Source organism: Oscillatoria sp. HE19RPO (genome assembly GCF_024220515.1).
GTDB lineage: Bacteria > Cyanobacteriota > Cyanobacteriia > Cyanobacteriales > Laspinemataceae > Laspinema.
Genome location: NZ_JAMXOT010000091.1, coordinates 14,498 through 32,932, shown reverse-complemented (window position 1 = coordinate 32,932; position 18,435 = coordinate 14,498). Strand labels below are relative to the sequence as shown.

The 18,435-nt window shown below is 45.3% G+C and carries 16 protein-coding genes and 3 pseudogenes; 15 read left to right on the top strand and 4 right to left on the bottom strand.

Annotated features, from left to right (window positions below):
- Positions 1–132: 132 nt before the first annotated feature.
- Both NG833_RS09115 and folK (NG833_RS09110) read left to right on the top strand, forming a co-directional pair.
- Positions 133–371 (top strand): annotated as a pseudogene (locus NG833_RS09115) (IS5/IS1182 family transposase); the annotation flags it as partial.
- Positions 364–627 (top strand): annotated as a pseudogene (gene folK, locus NG833_RS09110) (2-amino-4-hydroxy-6-hydroxymethyldihydropteridine diphosphokinase); the annotation flags it as partial. The pseudogenes NG833_RS09115 and folK (NG833_RS09110), both read left to right, overlap by 8 nt.
- Position 628: 1 nt before the next feature.
- Here folK (NG833_RS09110) and NG833_RS09105 read toward each other — a convergent pair.
- The 4 genes from NG833_RS09105 to NG833_RS09090 all read right to left on the bottom strand — a co-directional run bounded on the left by NG833_RS09105 (position 629) and on the right by NG833_RS09090 (position 3,856).
- Positions 629–1,588: an NAD(P)/FAD-dependent oxidoreductase gene (locus NG833_RS09105; protein WP_254564976.1), complete on the bottom strand. Its 960-nt coding sequence runs from the start codon at positions 1,586–1,588 to the stop codon at positions 629–631.
- Between the two features lie 70 nt (positions 1,589–1,658).
- Positions 1,659–2,564, bottom strand: a complete 906-nt coding sequence (locus tag NG833_RS09100; RefSeq protein WP_254564975.1) for a dihydropteroate synthase — start codon at positions 2,562–2,564, stop codon at positions 1,659–1,661.
- A gap of 99 nt (positions 2,565–2,663) precedes the next feature.
- Entirely contained in the window at positions 2,664–3,383 is a 720-nt protein-coding gene (tmpR, locus tag NG833_RS09095; protein WP_254564974.1) for a bifunctional dihydropteridine reductase/dihydrofolate reductase TmpR, read from the bottom strand.
- Positions 3,377–3,856 (bottom strand): NUDIX domain-containing protein, encoded by a 480-nt coding sequence (locus NG833_RS09090; RefSeq protein ID WP_254564973.1) that lies wholly within the window; start codon positions 3,854–3,856, stop codon positions 3,377–3,379. The genes tmpR and NG833_RS09090 overlap by 7 nt, the downstream gene beginning before the upstream one ends.
- Positions 3,857–4,383: 527 nt before the next feature.
- Here NG833_RS09090 and NG833_RS09085 point away from each other — a divergent pair.
- The 13 genes and pseudogenes from NG833_RS09085 to NG833_RS09030 all read left to right on the top strand — a co-directional run bounded on the left by NG833_RS09085 (position 4,384) and on the right by NG833_RS09030 (position 18,429).
- The gene (locus NG833_RS09085) at positions 4,384–5,724 is read left to right on the top strand and encodes an NAD(P)-dependent oxidoreductase (RefSeq protein ID WP_254564972.1); all 1,341 of its coding nucleotides are present in this window, start codon (positions 4,384–4,386) and stop codon (positions 5,722–5,724) included.
- Between the two features lie 166 nt (positions 5,725–5,890).
- Positions 5,891–6,574 (top strand): class I SAM-dependent methyltransferase, encoded by a 684-nt coding sequence (locus NG833_RS09080; RefSeq protein WP_254564971.1) that lies wholly within the window; start codon positions 5,891–5,893, stop codon positions 6,572–6,574.
- Between the two features lie 111 nt (positions 6,575–6,685).
- Positions 6,686–7,615 (top strand): 2-oxoglutarate and iron-dependent oxygenase domain-containing protein, encoded by a 930-nt coding sequence (locus tag NG833_RS09075; protein ID WP_254564970.1) that lies wholly within the window; start codon positions 6,686–6,688, stop codon positions 7,613–7,615.
- Between the two features lie 286 nt (positions 7,616–7,901).
- Positions 7,902–8,399 (top strand): 2-amino-4-hydroxy-6-hydroxymethyldihydropteridine diphosphokinase, encoded by a 498-nt coding sequence (folK, locus tag NG833_RS09070; protein ID WP_254564969.1) that lies wholly within the window; start codon positions 7,902–7,904, stop codon positions 8,397–8,399.
- 97 nt (positions 8,400–8,496) lie between these two features.
- The gene (gene folB, locus NG833_RS09065; protein ID WP_254564968.1) at positions 8,497–8,865 is read left to right on the top strand and encodes a dihydroneopterin aldolase; all 369 of its coding nucleotides are present in this window, start codon (positions 8,497–8,499) and stop codon (positions 8,863–8,865) included.
- Between the two features lie 137 nt (positions 8,866–9,002).
- On the top strand, positions 9,003–9,215 hold the full coding sequence (locus tag NG833_RS09060) for a hypothetical protein (RefSeq protein WP_254564967.1): 213 nt from the start codon (positions 9,003–9,005) through the stop codon (positions 9,213–9,215).
- 105 nt (positions 9,216–9,320) lie between these two features.
- Complete coding sequence (locus NG833_RS30370; protein ID WP_256555882.1) at positions 9,321–9,446, top strand: hypothetical protein; 126 nt, start codon at positions 9,321–9,323, stop codon at positions 9,444–9,446.
- 807 nt (positions 9,447–10,253) lie between these two features.
- Positions 10,254–10,525: pseudogene (locus NG833_RS09055) on the top strand (transposase); the annotation flags it as partial.
- A 376-nt stretch (positions 10,526–10,901) separates the two neighbouring features.
- Positions 10,902–13,880, top strand: a complete 2,979-nt coding sequence (gene pruA / locus NG833_RS09050) for an L-glutamate gamma-semialdehyde dehydrogenase (RefSeq protein ID WP_254564966.1) — start codon at positions 10,902–10,904, stop codon at positions 13,878–13,880.
- 291 nt (positions 13,881–14,171) lie between these two features.
- Positions 14,172–15,428: a DNA (cytosine-5-)-methyltransferase gene (gene dcm / locus NG833_RS09045; protein WP_254564965.1), complete on the top strand. Its 1,257-nt coding sequence runs from the start codon at positions 14,172–14,174 to the stop codon at positions 15,426–15,428.
- 418 nt (positions 15,429–15,846) lie between these two features.
- Positions 15,847–16,725, top strand: a complete 879-nt coding sequence (gene folD, locus NG833_RS09040; protein WP_254564964.1) for a bifunctional methylenetetrahydrofolate dehydrogenase/methenyltetrahydrofolate cyclohydrolase FolD — start codon at positions 15,847–15,849, stop codon at positions 16,723–16,725.
- A gap of 306 nt (positions 16,726–17,031) precedes the next feature.
- Complete coding sequence (gene crtE / locus NG833_RS09035) at positions 17,032–17,958, top strand: geranylgeranyl diphosphate synthase CrtE (RefSeq protein WP_254564963.1); 927 nt, start codon at positions 17,032–17,034, stop codon at positions 17,956–17,958.
- Positions 17,959–17,973: 15 nt separating this feature from the next.
- A complete protein-coding gene (locus tag NG833_RS09030) occupies positions 17,974–18,429 on the top strand; it encodes a divergent PAP2 family protein (protein WP_254564962.1) in 456 nt (151 codons plus the stop codon).
- The last annotated feature ends 6 nt before the right edge of the window (positions 18,430–18,435 follow it).

Here is an 18,435-nt window from a genome sequence, read left to right as displayed (position 1 = left end):
AAAAAAAGCGAAATGCTGATGTTACAAGGCTTGTAGAAGTCTTGCCCGGACACAAAAGACAGGAAAAAGAGGTAAAATTGGAAATTATTGTGCATTATTCAAGGAAAAATGTATCAAAAATCATAAAATGCCTTGGGGCCAGAAGAATCCTTTGAACTACCCTTTCAGGGCCAGCTGTGTGAAGAAAATCGGTGGATAGTTCTATCCAAGCTAATTCCGGGAGTCTGAATTTGAGTCAGAATATGCCCAAAATTTTTCTGCAAGTATTGGGGGCACCAGCCAAATCTTTTCGGATAGCAATGAGCGCTTTAATCATCAAAGAAAAATTGGGTATTAGTACAGCAGTTGAACAAATCCAAGAAAATCCGTATTGAACGGCAGTTTGGTCGCATCTGTCAAGAACGTTGGGGACGGCGAACCTTAGATTTAGATATTCTTTTATTTGGGGATTTAATTCTGGAAACATCGGAATGGCAAATCCCGCACCCGCGCATGAAAGAACGGGCGTTTGTTTGAGTACCCTTGGCAGAAATTGCTCCGAATTGGATCGACCCTGTTTCGGGAGAGGCGATCGCTCAACTGCTTGAAAAAGTCGATCGCTCTGGCGTGAGCTTACCCATGAAGTAAACTACAGTTCTCGTTGCAAATCCTCGTCCAAGCTTCGCGCTGCAATGGCACCGGCAGCGACGGCTGTTGCTACGCAAGGGTCGCGAGGATTTGTCACGTCTCCCGCCGCGTAAACCTTCGGAATTGAGGTACGCAGAAATTCATCGGTTTTGATATATCCCTGGGGATTGAGTTCGAGACAACCCACGCCGCCTTTCTCGAACAGTTGAACGATCTCCTCTGCATTGGGTGTAAACCCCAGACGAAAGCACAGAGAGTCAACCCGTAGTTCTTGTTCCGAGTTATTTCCGGCTTGAAAAGCCATATCAATGCGATCGCCGCACAGTTCAAAGCGATGAATGTTGGCCGGTTTGTGCAGGGTAATTTTACCCGCCTTTATATATTCAAAAACCTGTTGTTGATAGCTCCCGAATGCTCGGATTTCAGAGCGGACGAATAGGTGAACCTGTTTCGCAGTATCTGCCAGCATTGTGGCGAGCGAGAGTCCGTTATCGCCCCCACCCACAATCGCGACAACTTGTCCGTGAGTTATCGGAATTATCCCCGGATTAAAATACACCGATTTTGATAAAGTCAGCCGATCGCTTCCGGGAATTTCTGCGATCGCTTCTTCTCTTTTAAATCGTTGACCTGTGGCAATCACTATCCCTTGTACTGTAATTTCATGCTTTCCCGTGCGAAGCTTAAAATCCCCGTTCCGGGTAATGGTTTGCACGCGATCGCCTAACAGAGTCGGGATCGATTCCACCTCAATATGGCGGCAAAAGTCACCCGCCATCTCCTTTCCTGTCTTGCCATACATTCCCAAATACCATGTATTGTGAAAAGGATTAATATTTTGCGAGCCTCCTAGACGATCGCGTTTGTCGATGAGAATCGGGTAAAAACCGAGATGTTTCAACCAGAGCGCGCAAGACATACCCGCCGCTCCGCCTCCGATAATCGCGATCGCTCTTTTCATCTCTATCCTCGTCAATTCCAGATTGGTTGGTTTCTGCTGTTGCGATGAACCCCTTTTAGAGCGAACAATTTTAGATGAGACTCATAATTTCTAACATCGCTTTAATTTTAGCCACTTCATGGGTTCTGAGCATATCGGTTTTTCCTAATGCGGCAAATACGCCAGCAAAAACTTGAGCCGTTCTGACTTCCTCTCCAAACACTTCCAAGGCTTCGGGAATGTGATTGAAAACGGGAAACCCTAACTTTCTCAGTCGAAAAGCATTTAACATCATGCCGATTTGATATTTCATCCGACTGGCTACATATTTGTATTGATAGTAGAAATTGCTGTAACCCAAACCCACTGCCGGATCGACAAAAATTTTCTTGACGCCAACTTTAGTCGCTTTTTCTATTTCTTTGCCAAAATAATCATATAAAACATCGATTGGATCCTCAGCTAAATTAAAGTCGAATTCACCTAAATCTCTCGGGTGTTTTCCTTGGAGATAGCAGATAACGATCGCTGCATCAAAATCAGCCACGACTCGATACATTTCTTCGCTGTTTTCGATGCCAATAAAGTTAATGACATTGGCACCGCATTTCAAACATTCTTTAGCAACTTCAGGATAATAAGTTTCAACTGAAGTCAAAATACCTTCTTGATGGAACGTTTCCAGCAGAGGCAACAACTGACTTGTTTGTTTCAACTCATCCACTCTCTGGGTATTTTTTGAACTCGCTTCCGTACCAATATCGATGATGTCAGCACCTTGAGCCGTTAACACCTTACCTCGACGCACTGCTTGTTCTGTGGTATAACAAATTGAATGATTCCACCAAGAATCCACAGAAAGATTAATCACTCCTAAAATACTGGGTTGAGAATTAAAGTTAAAATGTTTATTTCCAATGGTGAACTCTTCTACCTGAACATCATAATCCTCCTGATGTTTCTCATATACTTCATAAAGATCTTTGAGTGTCAGCATTTTGAACCTCCTGAAATCGATAATAGTAAGTTTACATGAAAAAATGTTACAATTGCAAGACGAATTTAGCAAAATGTAGGGGAAGCGATCGCAGCCCGGTTATAACATCCAGCCCCCAGCTACTTCCAAAATTTGGCCGGTAATGTAATCCGATGCTGGACTGATAAAGAACCCCACTGCATTGCAGATTTCTTGCAAAGTTGCCGCTCGCTGAGCGGGCAGTAGGGGGATAGTTTCCTCTAAACCTATCGAATTTTCTACCACGCCTGGAGACACGACATTGACGGTGATGTTGTCGCCAATCAACTCTTTTCCCAAAGATTTACTATAAAGAATAATCCCCATTTTAGCAATTCTATAGGCGGTTTCTTGATTCCCGGCGATCGAATGTTGGGCAGCCGCATAGGCAAAATTCACGATTCTTCCCCAACCGGCTGCTTTGAGGTAAGGAATTGCGCTTTGAGTGACATAGAAGGTGGCATTGAGGTTGGAATCTAGCATTTCATGCCACTCCTGCAAGGAAGTTTGGGCGATCGGTTTTTCCACATAGTTGCCCACATTATTAACAACCATTGATAAGCCACCAAGTTGTTCTCCTGCCTTTTCCACGAGCGATCGAGCCGCTTCTGGGTTGGTAATATCGGCTTGTAGGGCAATGGATTTGACTCCAAAGGTTGCGGCTTGTTGAGCGGCTTGTGTTGCTAAGTCAGCGCTTTTATTGTAATGAAATGCGATATCAAATCCTTGGGTGGCTAGATTCAGAGCGATCGCTCTGCCTATTCCTCTTGCCGAGCCGGTGACAAGCGCTTTTTTCAGCATGGTTCTTGATGGTTGCTTTGTACAGAATTGATTTCCCTGTGGAGATAGTCTTCAATCAACACCCGAGTATAGGTATTTAGGGGATATGAAAGGGCTTCTTCGGGAGTCACCCATGCCCATTCTTCAATTTCCTCGTTGGGCGCGATCGCCTCGCTTTCTGACACTGCATAATAATTTACCATGATAAAATGGGCTTCATACAAAAACTGTGGATCTTTCACGGCTTCTTGTAATAAGGCAAAGCGGATTTCACTCAACTCTAAACCCACTTCTTCTTGAAACTCTCTGAGCAATGCCGATTCTAAGCTTTCACCCCATTCTACTTTACCGCCCGGTACGCCCCACCTGCCCGTCCATTTAGTCGTTTTCACAATCAAAACTTGTCTCTTCCGGTTAGCAACCAATGCGCCTACAGTAGGCAAGGGAAATTGTTTTTGAACGGTTAAAGGGACGATGGGGGTTTGATTTTGCATTGTTTTTCATGAAAGTGCTTGGTCGGCAATTAGATTAGGGTATTTGGGATTTGTCAGTCAACCAGAGTATCGCGAATGGGCGGGCAGAGATCCACTGTACTGCCGCTCTCCAAGGGGCTATATCTGTAGCTGTTGCGCGAGGCTGATGGGGTTATGGTAAACTACATCTGCACTCTTGCGATCGCCAACCGGAGATTTCCAATGGGGAAAATGGAAGATTGGCTTCGGCTGGCTCCCTAGGACCGAGAGGAATCCCCTCTCAATACTGACAGTTCGATGTCGAGGGAGGAGATTCACCAGATGCGATCGCGCAAATTCGCGAGTTGGGGAGCTAGGTTATGTCGTAGGGCGATGAAAACTAGACAGAAAATTGGGGGAAAAGTAGAAAAAACTTTATCCCTCGGCCAATGCATCGAGTTCGGCATCATTTCCAGGTTTAGCTACCGCAGATTGATACCCTAAAAACGGTAAAGGTGATGAAAAAGTAAGTTTTTATCTTAATTCTCAAAACGAATACTGGAGACCAGATGAATAAAATGAACAGGGTCTGCTTCATTGGGACGGGTGCAATGGGTCGCCCGATGATTTTTAAATTGCTAGAAAAAGGCTACTCCGTTAACGTTTACGACAAATACAAACAAGCAGCAGAAACAGTAGTCGCGGCAGGAGCCAGATGGGTCGATACTCCCAAAGAAGCGACTAGAAACTGCGACGTTGTCATTACTTGTTTGCCCTTGCCTCATCATGTGTTAGAAAATATGTTAGGCGAAAATGGTGCAATTGAAGGAATGCAGGCGGGTACTACATGGATTGACACATCAACTACCGATTATCACAATACCAAACATATTGCCGATGTAGCCGCAGAACGAGGAATTTATAGTTTGGAAGCCCCCCTGAGCAATTTGTCGCACATGGGAGTGGATTTTGGGAATGTCAGTTTTTACGTCAGTGGCGATCGCAGAGGTTACGATTTAAGCAAAGATGTTTTGGAGGCGATGGGGCAAATCTCATTTTTTGTTGATGAAAATATCGGCAAAGCCCAGACCGTAAAGTTGCTAACGAATTCGCTATTTTATGCAGCAGCAATCGTGCTGTCCGAAGTTTTTATTATCGCTCAAGCTCATGGCATTGGCTTAAAATGGATGTGGGAATTTATCCTGGCCTCAAAAGGATATAGTTGTGTAGCCGAGCAATTTTCACCTTTTATATTTGATGGGAGCTATGACAGGTCTTGTACGTTAGAAATTACCGTCAAGGATACGGACTTAACGGTAAAGTTAGCAGATGAACTGAATGTGGCAATACCGATTGGTAGAATCGTAGAAGAACGGTATCGTCAAGCCGGTCAACAATACGATTCCCAAGTCGGTCACATGACGATAAGTAAATTGGTTGAAGAAGAAAACAATCTAGAATTGAGGATACCGGGCTATACCGCTCCGTCTCGATATGGAGCAAACCCCAATTACGTCCGTTCAGATGTTTTAGTAACAGATAAATATGGACGAGTCAAACCGTTTCCCTATCAACTGCATTATGAAAAACCCCCTATAGTGAATATAGATACGGGTTCGGTCGAACTTGCAGAATTACTTACAGAGTTGATGGCTTATGTCAATTATGTCGTCCTACAAGAAGCATATAAACTCGGCAAAAATATGGGATTGAGTTTAGATCTTGTCACTGAGACAATCCGATGGAGTTGTGGTAAAAGTTGGGTTTTCGATAATCACCAAAGCTATCAACCCAATCCCGGCATTATTTGTCAAGTTAAGCAGATGAATTTGGACATAAATCTGAAAATACCCAGCTTAATGAAAATGATGGCGGTACTGGAAGCATCGGCCCAGCAGGAGGTGGCTTAAATACAGAGACAAGTGTAATTCTAAGAAGGCTGTTTAGGCTGGGTGGGCGCTTGGTGTCGCGATCGGTGACTAGCACTTGGCTTTTTTAGAGTTTTTTTAGAGAATTCAGCGTGGGAAAGTAAACAGACAATCAACTAAAAGTAGTGGAGACTGAAAGAACATCATAATGAAAAATAAAGCGATAGAAATTGAAAGAATTGAAAGTTTTGATGCGATAAAAGAAGCTCACGCTCTGTCCGGCATTCCCGGAAAAATACGGGGTTACTACAATAAATGGGCTCCCACTTACAACCGGGATGTGTTTAATGAAAAATATTTAGGCCCGGAATACATTGTCGATTATTTTGCAAGACTGGAAAGTCACAATGGAATACAAGTGGTAGATTCCAGCGATCGCCACATCGAAATCCTGGATGCAGGGTGCGGTACGGGTTTAGTGGGTGTGGCACTCCATCGGAAAGGTTATCACAACATTGATGGGTTTGACTTGTCTCCCAGAATGATACAGAAAGCCGAAAAAACAGGTGTTTACCGATCGCTCAATAGTAGCATCGATATGACCCGCAAAAATAAAGCGTACAAGGACAATCAGTACGATGCGACAATTTGTTGCGGTGTATTCACCCTGGGTCATGTGCCCCCCACTGCCCTTTTAGAACTCATCCGAGTGACTAAACCGGGTGGCTGGGTTGTCGTCAGTACCCGCAAAAGTTATTACGAAAGTAGCGATTTTCAAAAAGTTTGTGACGGCTTGCAGGAAGAAGGGAAAGTCAAGCTCCTCAGCTACGAGATGAATAGTCCTTATATCATAGAAGAAGGCGCTCATTATTGGGGTTTTGTCGTTTGTTAATCCACAGGTAAGCTGTAATGGACGTTGGGGTAATGGAGAAAGTCGCACGCGCTATACCATATTTATTTGACCCCGAAAATTGCGTAATTTAACAAATGAATCCACTAATTTATGAAGACTCTACCCATAATTTCTCTGTCAGATTTAGCTCAACCGAGCGAGCGCGAAGTTAAGAAACTATACGACGCCTGTTACGAACATGGTTTTTTTTATCTCATTAATCACGGAGTTCCCCCAGCCGTCGTCAATCAGACCATTTCTGCCTCAAGAATTTTTTTTGAACTCCCGGAAGAAATCAAACTCAACTACCGCCAAGAACTCCAAAAAGTTTATCCAAAAAATTCCAGAGGTTACGTCCCGTTATATGGAGAATTTCTGCATCAAGAAGTCGGTTTCGATCCTAAAGAAGTTTTTGACTTCGGTATAGAAAAAGAACTTTGCGATCGACCGTTTACCGGGCCAACCCTCGTGCCTGATGAGGGCATAGCTCCTGGGTTTGCCAGCGCTCACTATCGCCTACAGAATGAAATTATGACAAAAGTTGTCCCTAAATTACTCAAAGGGTTGGCTTTGGCTTTAGGATTACAACCGAACTGGTTCGAGAAATATTTTACGGATCCGGTATTAATTCATCGCACGATTTATTATCCCGCTGGGTTTGGGAGAGCCGGAAAACATACGGATAACGGAATTTTTACTGTTTTGATCCAAGAATACTTTCCCGAACCTTCTTTGAAAGTTCATGCTAAACAAGAATGGATAGATGCAGCCTGTATGAAAAATGCGTTGGTCATTAATTTGGGGGATATGTTACAACTATGGACGAATGGCTTATTTGTCAGTACGCCCCATGAAGTGATTCACACTCACTCCAGGTCTAGTCGCATATCAATTCCCTTCTTTGTGTATCCAAATATTGAGACTATCATCGAACCATTGGGCACAAAGGAAAAAATTAGTTCTCAAGAAGTGATGTTGAAAAATTTTGCATCAATTTGGGAAACCTATGAAGGAGCGGGAAGGGCTAAGGAATTAAAATAATTATTGCGTTCATATAAGTTAAAATTTTGGAAACCAGGTTGTCTTCTACTAAAATAGCACTTGTTGCAGCATCAGGAAGTCAAAACCGGAGAACTGGTCTAGAGAAATCCCTAAGCTTTAGTCATACTAGAGATCCTAAAGCTGTATGCGTTTTTTACGTCAAGGGCTTAAACCCGATCGCTTTCCCGGGGGGCGATTGTCCGTGAGGATTGCGGATTGCTAGATCTGAAAATTTGCATCAGTCCTATAAGCGATAAACCTACACCGGATTGGAGGAAAACTTGTCATGCTAACGAGTACAATGACGGCGATCGGCCTTGGCAGTAATTTGGGTGACTCCAGATCTACCTTAGAATCTGCCCTGGCAATTCTCGATCGCACTCCGGGAATTGAGTTAAAAAAGCGATCAATTTGGTACAAAACTGCACCCATAGGCCCGTCACAACCCGATTACTTCAACGGCTGCGCTCTGTTAGAAGTACAGCTCAATCCTCAAGAACTACTTAAGGTTCTGCTCAACATTGAACGGCAGTTTGGTCGCATCCGTCAAGAACGTTGGGGACCGCGAACCTTAGATTTAGATATTCTTTTATTTGGGGATTTAATTCTGGAAACATCCGAATTGCAACTCCCACACCCGCGCATGAGAGAACGGGCGTTTGTTTTAGTACCCTTGGCAGAAATTGTTCCGAACTGGATCGACCCTGTTTCGGGAGAGGCGATCGCTCAACTGCTTGAAAAAGTAGATCGCTCTGGCGTCAGCTTACCCCTGAAATTAAGCTAGAAATTCTACTTTTATGACGGGAAGTGGGGAAATTTTTAAAATCCGGCTATGAAACCGTGATAAAATTCAGGATAAAATGGACAAATCTGTGGAAAAAATGGACGCGCTCGAAATAACGGGGCTGCGGTATTACGGCTATACGGGGTATTTTGCTGAGGAGCGGTTTCTCGGCCAATGGTTTGACGTAGATTTGACCCTGTGGGTAGATTTATTGGCGGTGGGAAAGAGCGATCTGCTGGAAGAGACTTTGGATTATCGGCAAGTGGTCGAGCGGGTGCAAAATTGCATCGAAACGTCTAAAGTAAATACAATCGAATATCTGGCAACGCAGATTGGCCGTTCGGTTCTCGAATGCGATCGCGTCAGCAAAATTCGCGTTCGCCTCACCAAAGTTTCACCACCCATTCCCAATTTTCCCGGTCAAATTGCCGTGGAAATTATCCGCTCGAAGGAAGAGTCGTTTTAAAGGAGCAACATTATAGATAGGGCTTGCTGAAAAAAAGCAACAAGCTTACTGTACAAGGCTTGTAGAAGTCTTGCCCGGACACAAAATACAGGAAAAAGCGGTAAAATTGGAAAGTGTTGTGCATCGGTGAAGGGAAAATGTATCGAAAATCACAAAACCCTCTGGGACCAGAAGAAGCCTTTGAACTTCCCTCATTAGGGCAGCGGTGTGAAGAAAATCGGTGGATTGTTCTGTCGAAGCTAATTCCGTGGTCCTTCTTTGAGGCAGAATATGCCCAGAATTTCTCAGAAGACATGGGAGCGCCAGCCAAATCTTTTAGGATAGCCCTGGCCGCTTTAATCATCAAATAAAAATTGAAGCTCATTACAGCAGTTAAACAAATCCAATAAAATCCTTATTTACAGTATTTTATTGGACGAAATAGTTATCAAGATGAAGCACCTTTTGACCCTTCAATGATGGTTCATTTTTGTCAAAAAATTAGTCCGGATCTGCTTCAAAAAATTAATTTCAAAATTGTTCAACAAAGCCTAGAATTTAATCCGGAAAACCCCAGCACAAAAAAGTTAGAAGAAGCCTAAAAACCACAAGGAAATAGAGGCGGGCTATTAATGGATGTAACGGTTGCCCCAGGGGATATCAAATACCCCACGGATGTGAACCTATTAAATAAGCGCGAGAAAAACTACCGAAAGCATCATAGACCTCTTATATAAATCCTTGAAGGATAACCTAGACAAAAAACAGAGAAATTACAGAAAAAAGGCCAGAAAAGATTATTTAAAATTTTCTAAAAATAGGAAACTCTCGGGAAAACGAAGGAGAGAAGCCGTTAAAAAAAACTGCAATATATCAAACTAAATTTGGCGCATATTGACAAGTTAATCGTTCAAAATGCCAGTCTAAAACTCTTAAGCAGAAGGCAATACAGGAATTTATTAGTCTCAGTCGGAATTTATCGTCAACAGGATTTGATGTGGTCAAATAATCAAAAAAGAATCGACCATCGGATTGTCAGTTTAACACAACCTCATGTCCGTCCAATCGTCCGAGGTAAATCAGGAAGTCCTACGGAATTCGGAGCCAAATTATCAGTCAGTTGTGTAGAAGGATATTTATTCCTCGAAAAATAATAGACCTCTTGCAAAATAACGGATTGATCCCCCCAACCCCCCTGATTATCCCCCTCCCGTCCCCCTTCCCAAGGGGGAGGCCAGCGGAATAAATGTTTAGTTCCACCGGGGGCTTTTTAGAATTTTGCAAGAGGTCTAATACCAAATCCGGTTGGTAAAAGTCGGTTTTCGCTTTGAGCCCGCGCAGGCGGGCTTTGTCCGTATGGCCCCAGGCTTCAGCCTGTGGGTTTTGATAGACCGATTCCAACCGGATTCCGTATAAGAAGGGAAAAGTATAATGAAAGTGGAGATTTTATTAGTCAAGTAGAGGCGTACAAAGAATTGACGGGAGTTTACCCGGAATCGGTTCACGCTGATAAAATTTATCGCACCTGAGTCAATCGAGCTTGGTGTAAAGAAAGAGGAATTAGGCGAGCGTGGTCCTCCATTAGGGAGACCGCGAACCCAAGTCAGCCTTCAAGCTAAAAAACTTTTCCCAAGAAGACGAGCGCATTCGCAACGAAATTGAAGGGAAATTTGGACAAAGCTATGTTTATTGGTGCAGGAAGATGGGCCTCTTGTTCATTTACCCCCCTGCTTTTTATAACTTTTTCAGCAAACCCTACTTAATCATATTTCCCAACCGAACCCAATCTCTGTAGGGGCGATTCTCGAATCGCCCGACAGTTCTAGAAGCAATCCGTCCGTGCTATTTTCCAACAATTATCACTTATTTATTGCATTAAATCGAGCTAAAATTTCTCAGTAACCTGAGTAGAAATGCTAGAAACTTTCATCTTCCAACTGGAATTATTCTTGAACAAAACTTCAAAAAAAGCTATAATATTGAATTTGGCAGTCAAAGGCGCGATCGCGTCGGAGACCTGACCCGTCGTGTAGCCTCAAAAAAGGGTAAAGTCAGCCGTGGTAGTACAAGCGTCCAACAACAGAACCTACGAAGCCAAAACTCAAGAAATTGCCAAGCAACTCCTGGCGGCAACCCAGGAAAAGCGCTCATTTTTCGCCCAATTGCAAGACCAAATGCGCTGGGATGATAAAATACTCGATTGGGCGATGAGCAACCCCGGTCTACGGGTCCAGCTATTTCGCTTTATTGACTGTCTCCCCGCCTTACGAAGCAAACCCGAAATTGCCCGTCACTTACAAGAATATTTAACCGTCGAGGAAGTCGAACTCCCTGACAGCCTCAAAAAACTAATTGGGTTTAGTGGAGGCGACTCAGTTCCGGGTCAAATTGCCGCCACCACCGTATCCACTGCCGTAGAAACCCTGGCACAAAAATACATTTCCGGGGAAAACATTAAGCAAGCCCTGAAAACCATTGAACGTCTTCGCAAAGACAAAATGTCCTTTACAATGGACTTGCTTGGGGAAGCAGTGATTACCGAAGCTGAGGCGCAATCTTATCTGGAACGCTACCTAGATTTGATGACGCAACTCACCGATGTTGCTAAAAAATGGTCTAAAGTTCCTCAAATTGATGAAGCCGATGGGGAAACTATTCCCCAAGTGCAGGTTTCTGTCAAATTAACAGCATTTTATTCCCAATTTGACCCGATTGATGCGGAGGGCAGTGAAGCGCGGGTTATCGATCGCATTCGTACCCTCCTGCGTCACGCCCAAGCAGTGGGTGCAGCGGTCCATTTTGATATGGAACAGTATCATTATAAAGACCTCACCCTGTCCATTCTTAAGCGATTGCTGATGGAAGAAGAATTCCGCAGTCGCACAGATATTGGAGTCACTTTGCAAGCCTATTTACGCGATAGCAAACAAGATTTGCAAGGATTGATTGACTGGGCCAAAGAACGGGGAAATCCAGTAACGGTGCGTCTGGTGAAAGGGGCATATTGGGACCAGGAAACCATTAAAGCCATTCAAAAACATTGGCCGCAGCCTGTTTATAACGACAAAGCAGCAACCGATGTTAACTTTGAAGAAATGACCGAGTTGCTGCTAGAAAATCATGAATATTTGTATGCCGCAATCGGGTCTCATAATGTCCGATCGCAAGCCCATGCGATCGCCATTGCCCAAACCCTGAATATCCCGCGCCGTCGCTTTGAAATGCAAGTGCTTTACGGCATGGGAGATAAACTCGCTAAAGCCTTGGTACAACAAGGATATCGGGTGCGCGTTTATTGTCCTTATGGGGATTTACTCCCGGGGATGGCGTATCTAATTCGCCGCTTGTTGGAAAATACCGCCAATAGTTCATTTGTGCGGCAAAGTCAGGAAGATCGCCCGATTGAAAGTTTAATTGGTCCCCCGCAACCGGATGGGGATGAGACGATCGCCATTCATAACAAAGCCTTACCCAATGCTGCACCCGATCGCGATTATGCCAAGATTAAAGAACGGGAAGAAGCAGCAGCCGCATTAGCCTCAGTTCGTCAACAATTGGGTAAAATTTATTTGCCGTTAATTAATGGCGATCGCGTTAATGCACCGAATACCGTAAACTCCGTTAATCCCTCCAATCCCAGCGAAGTGATTGGCACAATTGGGTTAATGTCTGTGGAACAAGCGGATCAGGCGATCGCCGCTGCAAAAGCCGCCTTAACCCAATGGCGAACCACCCCCGCAGGCGATCGGGCGAACTTGCTTCGCAAAGCCGGAGATTTAATGGAACAACGCCGCCATGAATTATCCGCTTGGATGGTATTAGAAGTCGGCAAACCCTTACGGGAATGTGATGCCGAAATCTCCGAGGGAATTGATTTTTGTCGCTATTATGCCTCGGAAATGGAACGACTCAATAGCGGCGTGAATTACGATGTCGCCGGAGAAACCAACCGCTATCATTATCAACCTCGGGGAATTACCGTTGTCATTTCTCCCTGGAATTTCCCCTTTGCCATTCCCGTTGGGATGACAGTTGCTTCCCTAGTGGCGGGAAATTGCACCTTGTTAAAACCGGCGGAAGTTTCATCGGTAATTGCTGCTAAATTTGCAGAGATTTTAGTCGAAGCGGGAATTCCCTCGGGAGTCTTTCAATATGTCCCTTGTAAAGGTTCAAGCGTAGGTTCTCATCTGGTGAAACATCCTGATGTGAATACCATTGTGTTTACCGGGTCCCAAGAAGTCGGCTGTCAAATTTATGCAGAAGCGGCGATTTTGCAACCGGGACAAAAACACCTGAAAAAGGTGATTGCCGAAATGGGTGGCAAAAATGCGGTGATTGTGGATGAAAGTGCGGACCTCGATCCAGCAGTGGCGGGGGTAGTGCAATCGGCGTTTGGATATAGTGGACAGAAATGTTCGGCTTGTTCGCGGGTGATTGTGTTAGAACCTGTGTATGAAACTTTTGTGAATCGGTTAGTTGCAGCCACGCGATCGCTGAATGTGGGAGTGGCAGAGGAACCGAGTACCCAAGTGGGACCCGTGATTGATGCCAATGCGCGCGATCGCATTCAAGGCTATGTTGCTAAAGGGAAAGCAGAGGCGGAATTAGTCCTAGAAATGGAAGTTCCAGAAACCGGCTATTTTATTGGACCCACGATTTTTAGTCATGTGAAACCCGATGCGGCGATCGCCCAAGAAGAGATTTTTGGTCCCGTATTATCGGTGATTCGGGCTAAAGATTTCGATGAAGCGTTAGCCATTGCCAATGGGACGAATTTTGCCCTCACTGGCGGGTTATATTCGCGCACCCCTTCTCATATTGATCGCGCCTACGCTGAGTTTGAGGTGGGGAATCTCTATATTAATCGAGGGATTACCGGGGCGATCGTCGCGCGGCAACCCTTTGGTGGATTTAAACTGTCTGGAGTGGGTTCTAAAGCAGGGGGACCGGATTACCTCTTGCAATTTTTAGAACCCCGTCATGTGAGTGAAAACGTCCAGCGGCAAGGATTCGCGCCGATTGAGGGCGTAGATTAACCGGGTTTGTAATGGGTCATTGGTCATTGGTCATTGGTCATTGGTCATTGGTCAATAGTCATTGGTCATTGGTCATTGGTCATTGGTCATTGGTCATTGGTCAATAATCCAAAGGACAAATGACCAAGGACAAATGACCCGATGTCATTGGTCATTGGTCATTGGTCAATAGTCATTAATCCAAACAACAAATGACCAAGGACAAATGACCCGATGTCATTGGTCATTGGTCATTGGTCAATAGTCATTAATCCAAACAACAAATGACCAAGGACCAAGGACAAATGACAAATGACAACTATCCGCTTTGTTGACTTATTTGCGGGTATTGGTGGCATGAGGTTAGGCTTTGAGAAAGCAGCCGAAAAACTTGCTTTCAAAACTCACTGTGTTTTGAGTTGCGAAATTAAGGCAGATTCTAGTTGGGTTTATCAACAAAATTTCGGTGAGTCTCCCCAAGGTGATATCCGGATTCTGGAAAAGCTGCCGCCTCATGATGTTTTATTAGCGGGGTTTCCCTGTCAGTCGTTTTCCGCTGCGGGAAAAAAGGCCGGATTTGGGGATACGAGAGGAACCCTATTTTTTGAGATTACTCGGTTAATGGATACCTATCAACCTCAAGCGTTTTTGTTTGAAAATGTGCGGGGGTTGTTAACCAATGATGGGGGAAATACCATTAAAATAATTCAACATGAGTTGGAAGCTCGAGGCTATAGTTTTGATGTTTTTGTGCTAAATAGTGCTAATTTTGATTTACCCCAAAATCGTTTGCGGGTTTATCTCGTGGGATTGTTAAATGCTGTTCCTAACTATCGGTTAGTTTCTGACCCCGGTCCGAAAGATTCTCATTCGTATCACCGCCAACAATTTTCTTTAGGGAATTCGGCTACGAACTCGGTAACTGTGGCGGATATTTTAGAAGATAATCCGCCGTCGCATTATGATTGTTCAGGGGAATTTGTTAGGGCTTTAGAGAAGCGATTAGATGGAGATTTGAATCGGTTGCATGGGATGCGATTAATTGACTATCGCGGGGGGAATTCGATTCATTCTTGGGAGTTGGGGTTGCGTGGGGAATGTAGTGCGGATGAAATTGAGTTGATGAATCGGTTTATCCTGAAGCGGCGCAATAGTCAGTTTGGAAAAGAGCAAGATGGGAAGTTGCTGAGTCAGGAGCAAATTGCTACGTTTTTTGAGTCTCCGAAGTTGGAGGAGATTTTAGGGTCTTTGGTGGGGAAGAATTATCTGAAACTTGTGGAGGGGAAATATAAGCCGGTTTCGGGTAATTTTTCTTTTGAGGTTTATAAGTTTTTAGATCCTGAAAAAATTGCGGTGACGTTGGTGGCGAGTGATGCCAATCGGTTGGGGGTGTATCATCAGGGGCGAGTGCGGAGAATTACTCCCCGGGAGGCGGCGAGGTTGCAGGGATTTCCCGATGAGTTTATTTTGCATCCGAAGGGCGATCGGGCTTATTATCAGTTGGGAAATTCGGTGAGTATTAATGTGGTGGAAGCGGTGGCGCGAGAGGTGATTTTAAATCTTAAATAGGGAGGATAAATTGTCATCTTTTCCACGCTTTCTCGTTACTGGGATCTGCCCAGTAATGCCTCTTTGGAGGCTCTGCCTCCAGTCCGGGACCGGACTTACAGAATCTTTAATAATAAACCCTAAATGTAGAGGCGATTCGCGAATCGCCTCTACAGAAACTGGGTTCATGGGTAAGTCTTGCGGGAGCAGGTGCTTAAACTGTAAAATGCTCGTGTCATGGCAAAGCCATGACACGAGAGCAACGACTGAAGTCGTTACTACGAACGGGGGATAACGACTGAAGTCGTTACTACGAACATCCCCCAAGGACAAATGACAAATGACAAATGACCAATGACCCCGCTACAGACTATGAGACAATTAACAGAGCAATATTCACCGCTGTAGCCGGAGTGTTCGAGCAACTCCCAAGCCTATCATGACCAAAACAGCCGTTATTATAGACGGGAAAGCCGTCGCTGAAAAGATTCAAGGCCAACTGCGATCGCAGGTGGAAGGGTTAGCGCAGAAAGCCAGCCGCCCGCCTGGGTTGGCGGTTTTGATGGTGGGGGATAATCCCGCCTCTGCTGCTTATGTTCGCAATAAGGAACGCTCCTGTGGGAAAGTTGGAATCGCCTCATACGGACGGCATTTCCCCACGGAAACGACGCAAGAAGAATTGATGGAGGCGATCGCCGCACTCAACGAGGACGATCGCGTCGATGGAATTTTGGTGCAACTGCCGTTACCGAATCATCTTGATATGGTTGCTGCCATCAATCATATCGATCCCGATAAAGATGTGGATGGATTGCACCCGGTGAATTTGGGCCGGTTGCTGCGGGGGGAGGCGGGATTATGTAGTTGCACCCCTGCCGGAGTGATGGCCCTGCTGAGAGAGTATGGAATTGATCCCAAAGGCAAACAGGCAACGATTGTCGGGCGCAGTATCCTAGTGGGTAAACCGATCGCCTTAATGTTGTTGGCAGGGGATGCAACCGTGACAATGGCGCATTCGCGATCGCCGGATTTAGGCGCAATTACCCGCAATGCCGATATTCTGGTGGTGGCAGTGGGACGTCCCGAACTGATTACCGCTGATATGGTCAAACCCGGGGCGATCGTCATTGATGTTGGCATTAACCGTGTCACCGATTATGAGGGAAAATCTCGGCTAACCGGGGATGTCAACTATGACTCGGTAAAAGAAGTGGCGGGATTTATTACCCCAGTTCCAGGGGGGGTTGGACCCATGACCGTGACCCTGTTGTTACAGAATACCGTAGAGAGTTATATCCGGCGCTTAGGATTAGAGTAAACCGGGAGTTTTCACCGAGGGAGTTCTGAGGGAGCGAAAATCAGGCCCTTAGAACTCCTGGTTTCGCGCCATCTTTTTCTAAAAAATTCAAGTGGTAAAAATACCTCAAACCCTTACAATAGTTTGAGACTCAAGCAGCAGCAAGCGGCCAAAGTTAGCCCGGTTGCCAGGGTGAGGGTAAGTAGCCTAGATAACTTGTAAATGGTGTCAAAAGCAGCGTAAGCTCATCATCAACGCCAAATCAACGCCAACCGCCTCGGTGCGGTGGAATCGTCAGATCATCAGACAAGTACGAGGAAGGAAGGGATGGTTTTAACCAATGATACGAATTCCGTTAGGAAACAATCCGAATTTGATTTATCAACGTATTTAGGGGAACGGCAGGCTTTGGTCGAAGCTGCACTGGACCAATCTTTGCCAATCAAGCCCCCAGAAACAATTTATGAAGCGATGCGCTATTCCCTGTTGGCGGGTGGCAAGCGTCTGCGTCCGATTTTGTGTTTAGCCAGTTGTGAACTGGTGGGGGGTACGGTGGATATGGCGATGCCAACCGCTTGTGCCTTGGAAATGGTGCATACCATGTCCTTAATCCATGATGACCTTCCAGCGATGGATAATGATGATTACCGTCGGGGTAAGCTGACGAATCATAAGGTTTACGGGGATGATATCGCGATTTTGGCCGGGGATGGGTTGTTGGTGTATGCCTTTGAAGTGGTGGCAAACCAAACTCAGAACGTTCCGGCACCTCGGGTTTTAAAGGCGATCGCCCACTTAGCTCATGCGTTTGGTGCCGATGGCGTGGTTGGGGGTCAAGTCGTGGATATCCAATGCGAAGGCAAGCTAGACACTACGGTAGAAACGCTCCATTTTATCCACACCCATAAAACTGGGGCATTATTAGAAGCCTGTGTGGTTTGTGGGGCGATTTTAGGAGGCGCTTCTGATGAAGATGTGCAACGACTCTCCCGCTATGCCCAAAATATTGGGTTAGCCTTTCAGATCATTGATGATATTCTCGATATTACGAAGACTCAGGAAGAGTTGGGCAAAACCGCAGGAAAAGACTTGCAAGCGCAAAAGGCAACTTATCCGAGTATTTGGGGGTTAGAAGAATCGACTCGGCAGGCTCAATCATTAATTGAGCAGGCTAAGGCAGAATTGGCGAGTTTTGGAAATAAAGCTCTCCCCCTCGTCTCCCTGGCGGACTTTATCACCAACCGCAGTCATTAAAAGGCGCAAAACACCATGCAGGAGATCGGCAATATCATCGACAACCGCGTGCTGCTGGTTGCAACCCTAGCCTGTTTGATCGCTCAATCAGCGAAGTTAGCGATCGAATTGGCAAAAAATCGCAAGTTTAATTTTCGGGTTCTGGTTGAAACGGGCGGAATGCCGAGTGCTCATTCAGCCTTGGTTACCGCGTTAGCAACCGGCATCGGGCAAACCGCAGGCTGGAACAGTACCGAGTTTGCTCTGGCTACAATTTTTGCGGTGATCGTGATGTATGATGCCGCCGGAGTCCGGCAAGCGGCGGGCAAGCAAGCTCGGATTCTCAATCAAATTGTGGATGAGTTTTTTAGCGATGACCACGATTTGAATGAAGCCCGCTTAAAGGAACTCCTCGGTCACACTCCGTTTCAGGTGATTGTCGGGGCACTTTTAGGGGTTTGTATTGCCTATATCGCAGGTCAGACCTATTAACGACCC

Coding starts and splice junctions, on each gene's coding strand:
- NG833_RS09105 (WP_254564976.1), bottom strand. CDS start 1,588: ATGAAAAGAGCGATCGCGATTATCGGAGGCGGAGCGGCGGGTATGTCT.
- NG833_RS09100 (WP_254564975.1), bottom strand. CDS start 2,564: ATGCTGACACTCAAAGATCTTTATGAAGTATATGAGAAACATCAGGAG.
- tmpR (WP_254564974.1), bottom strand. CDS start 3,383: ATGCTGAAAAAAGCGCTTGTCACCGGCTCGGCAAGAGGAATAGGCAGA.
- NG833_RS09090 (WP_254564973.1), bottom strand. CDS start 3,856: ATGCAAAATCAAACCCCCATCGTCCCTTTAACCGTTCAAAAACAATTT.
- NG833_RS09085 (WP_254564972.1), top strand. CDS start 4,384: ATGAATAAAATGAACAGGGTCTGCTTCATTGGGACGGGTGCAATGGGT.
- NG833_RS09080 (WP_254564971.1), top strand. CDS start 5,891: ATGAAAAATAAAGCGATAGAAATTGAAAGAATTGAAAGTTTTGATGCG.
- NG833_RS09075 (WP_254564970.1), top strand. CDS start 6,686: ATGAAGACTCTACCCATAATTTCTCTGTCAGATTTAGCTCAACCGAGC.
- folK (WP_254564969.1), top strand. CDS start 7,902: ATGCTAACGAGTACAATGACGGCGATCGGCCTTGGCAGTAATTTGGGT.
- folB (WP_254564968.1), top strand. CDS start 8,497: ATGGACGCGCTCGAAATAACGGGGCTGCGGTATTACGGCTATACGGGG.
- NG833_RS09060 (WP_254564967.1), top strand. CDS start 9,003: ATGTATCGAAAATCACAAAACCCTCTGGGACCAGAAGAAGCCTTTGAA.
- NG833_RS30370 (WP_256555882.1), top strand. CDS start 9,321: ATGATGGTTCATTTTTGTCAAAAAATTAGTCCGGATCTGCTTCAAAAA.
- dcm (WP_254564965.1), top strand. CDS start 14,172: ATGACAACTATCCGCTTTGTTGACTTATTTGCGGGTATTGGTGGCATG.
- folD (WP_254564964.1), top strand. CDS start 15,847: ATGACCAAAACAGCCGTTATTATAGACGGGAAAGCCGTCGCTGAAAAG.
- crtE (WP_254564963.1), top strand. CDS start 17,032: ATGGTTTTAACCAATGATACGAATTCCGTTAGGAAACAATCCGAATTT.
- NG833_RS09030 (WP_254564962.1), top strand. CDS start 17,974: ATGCAGGAGATCGGCAATATCATCGACAACCGCGTGCTGCTGGTTGCA.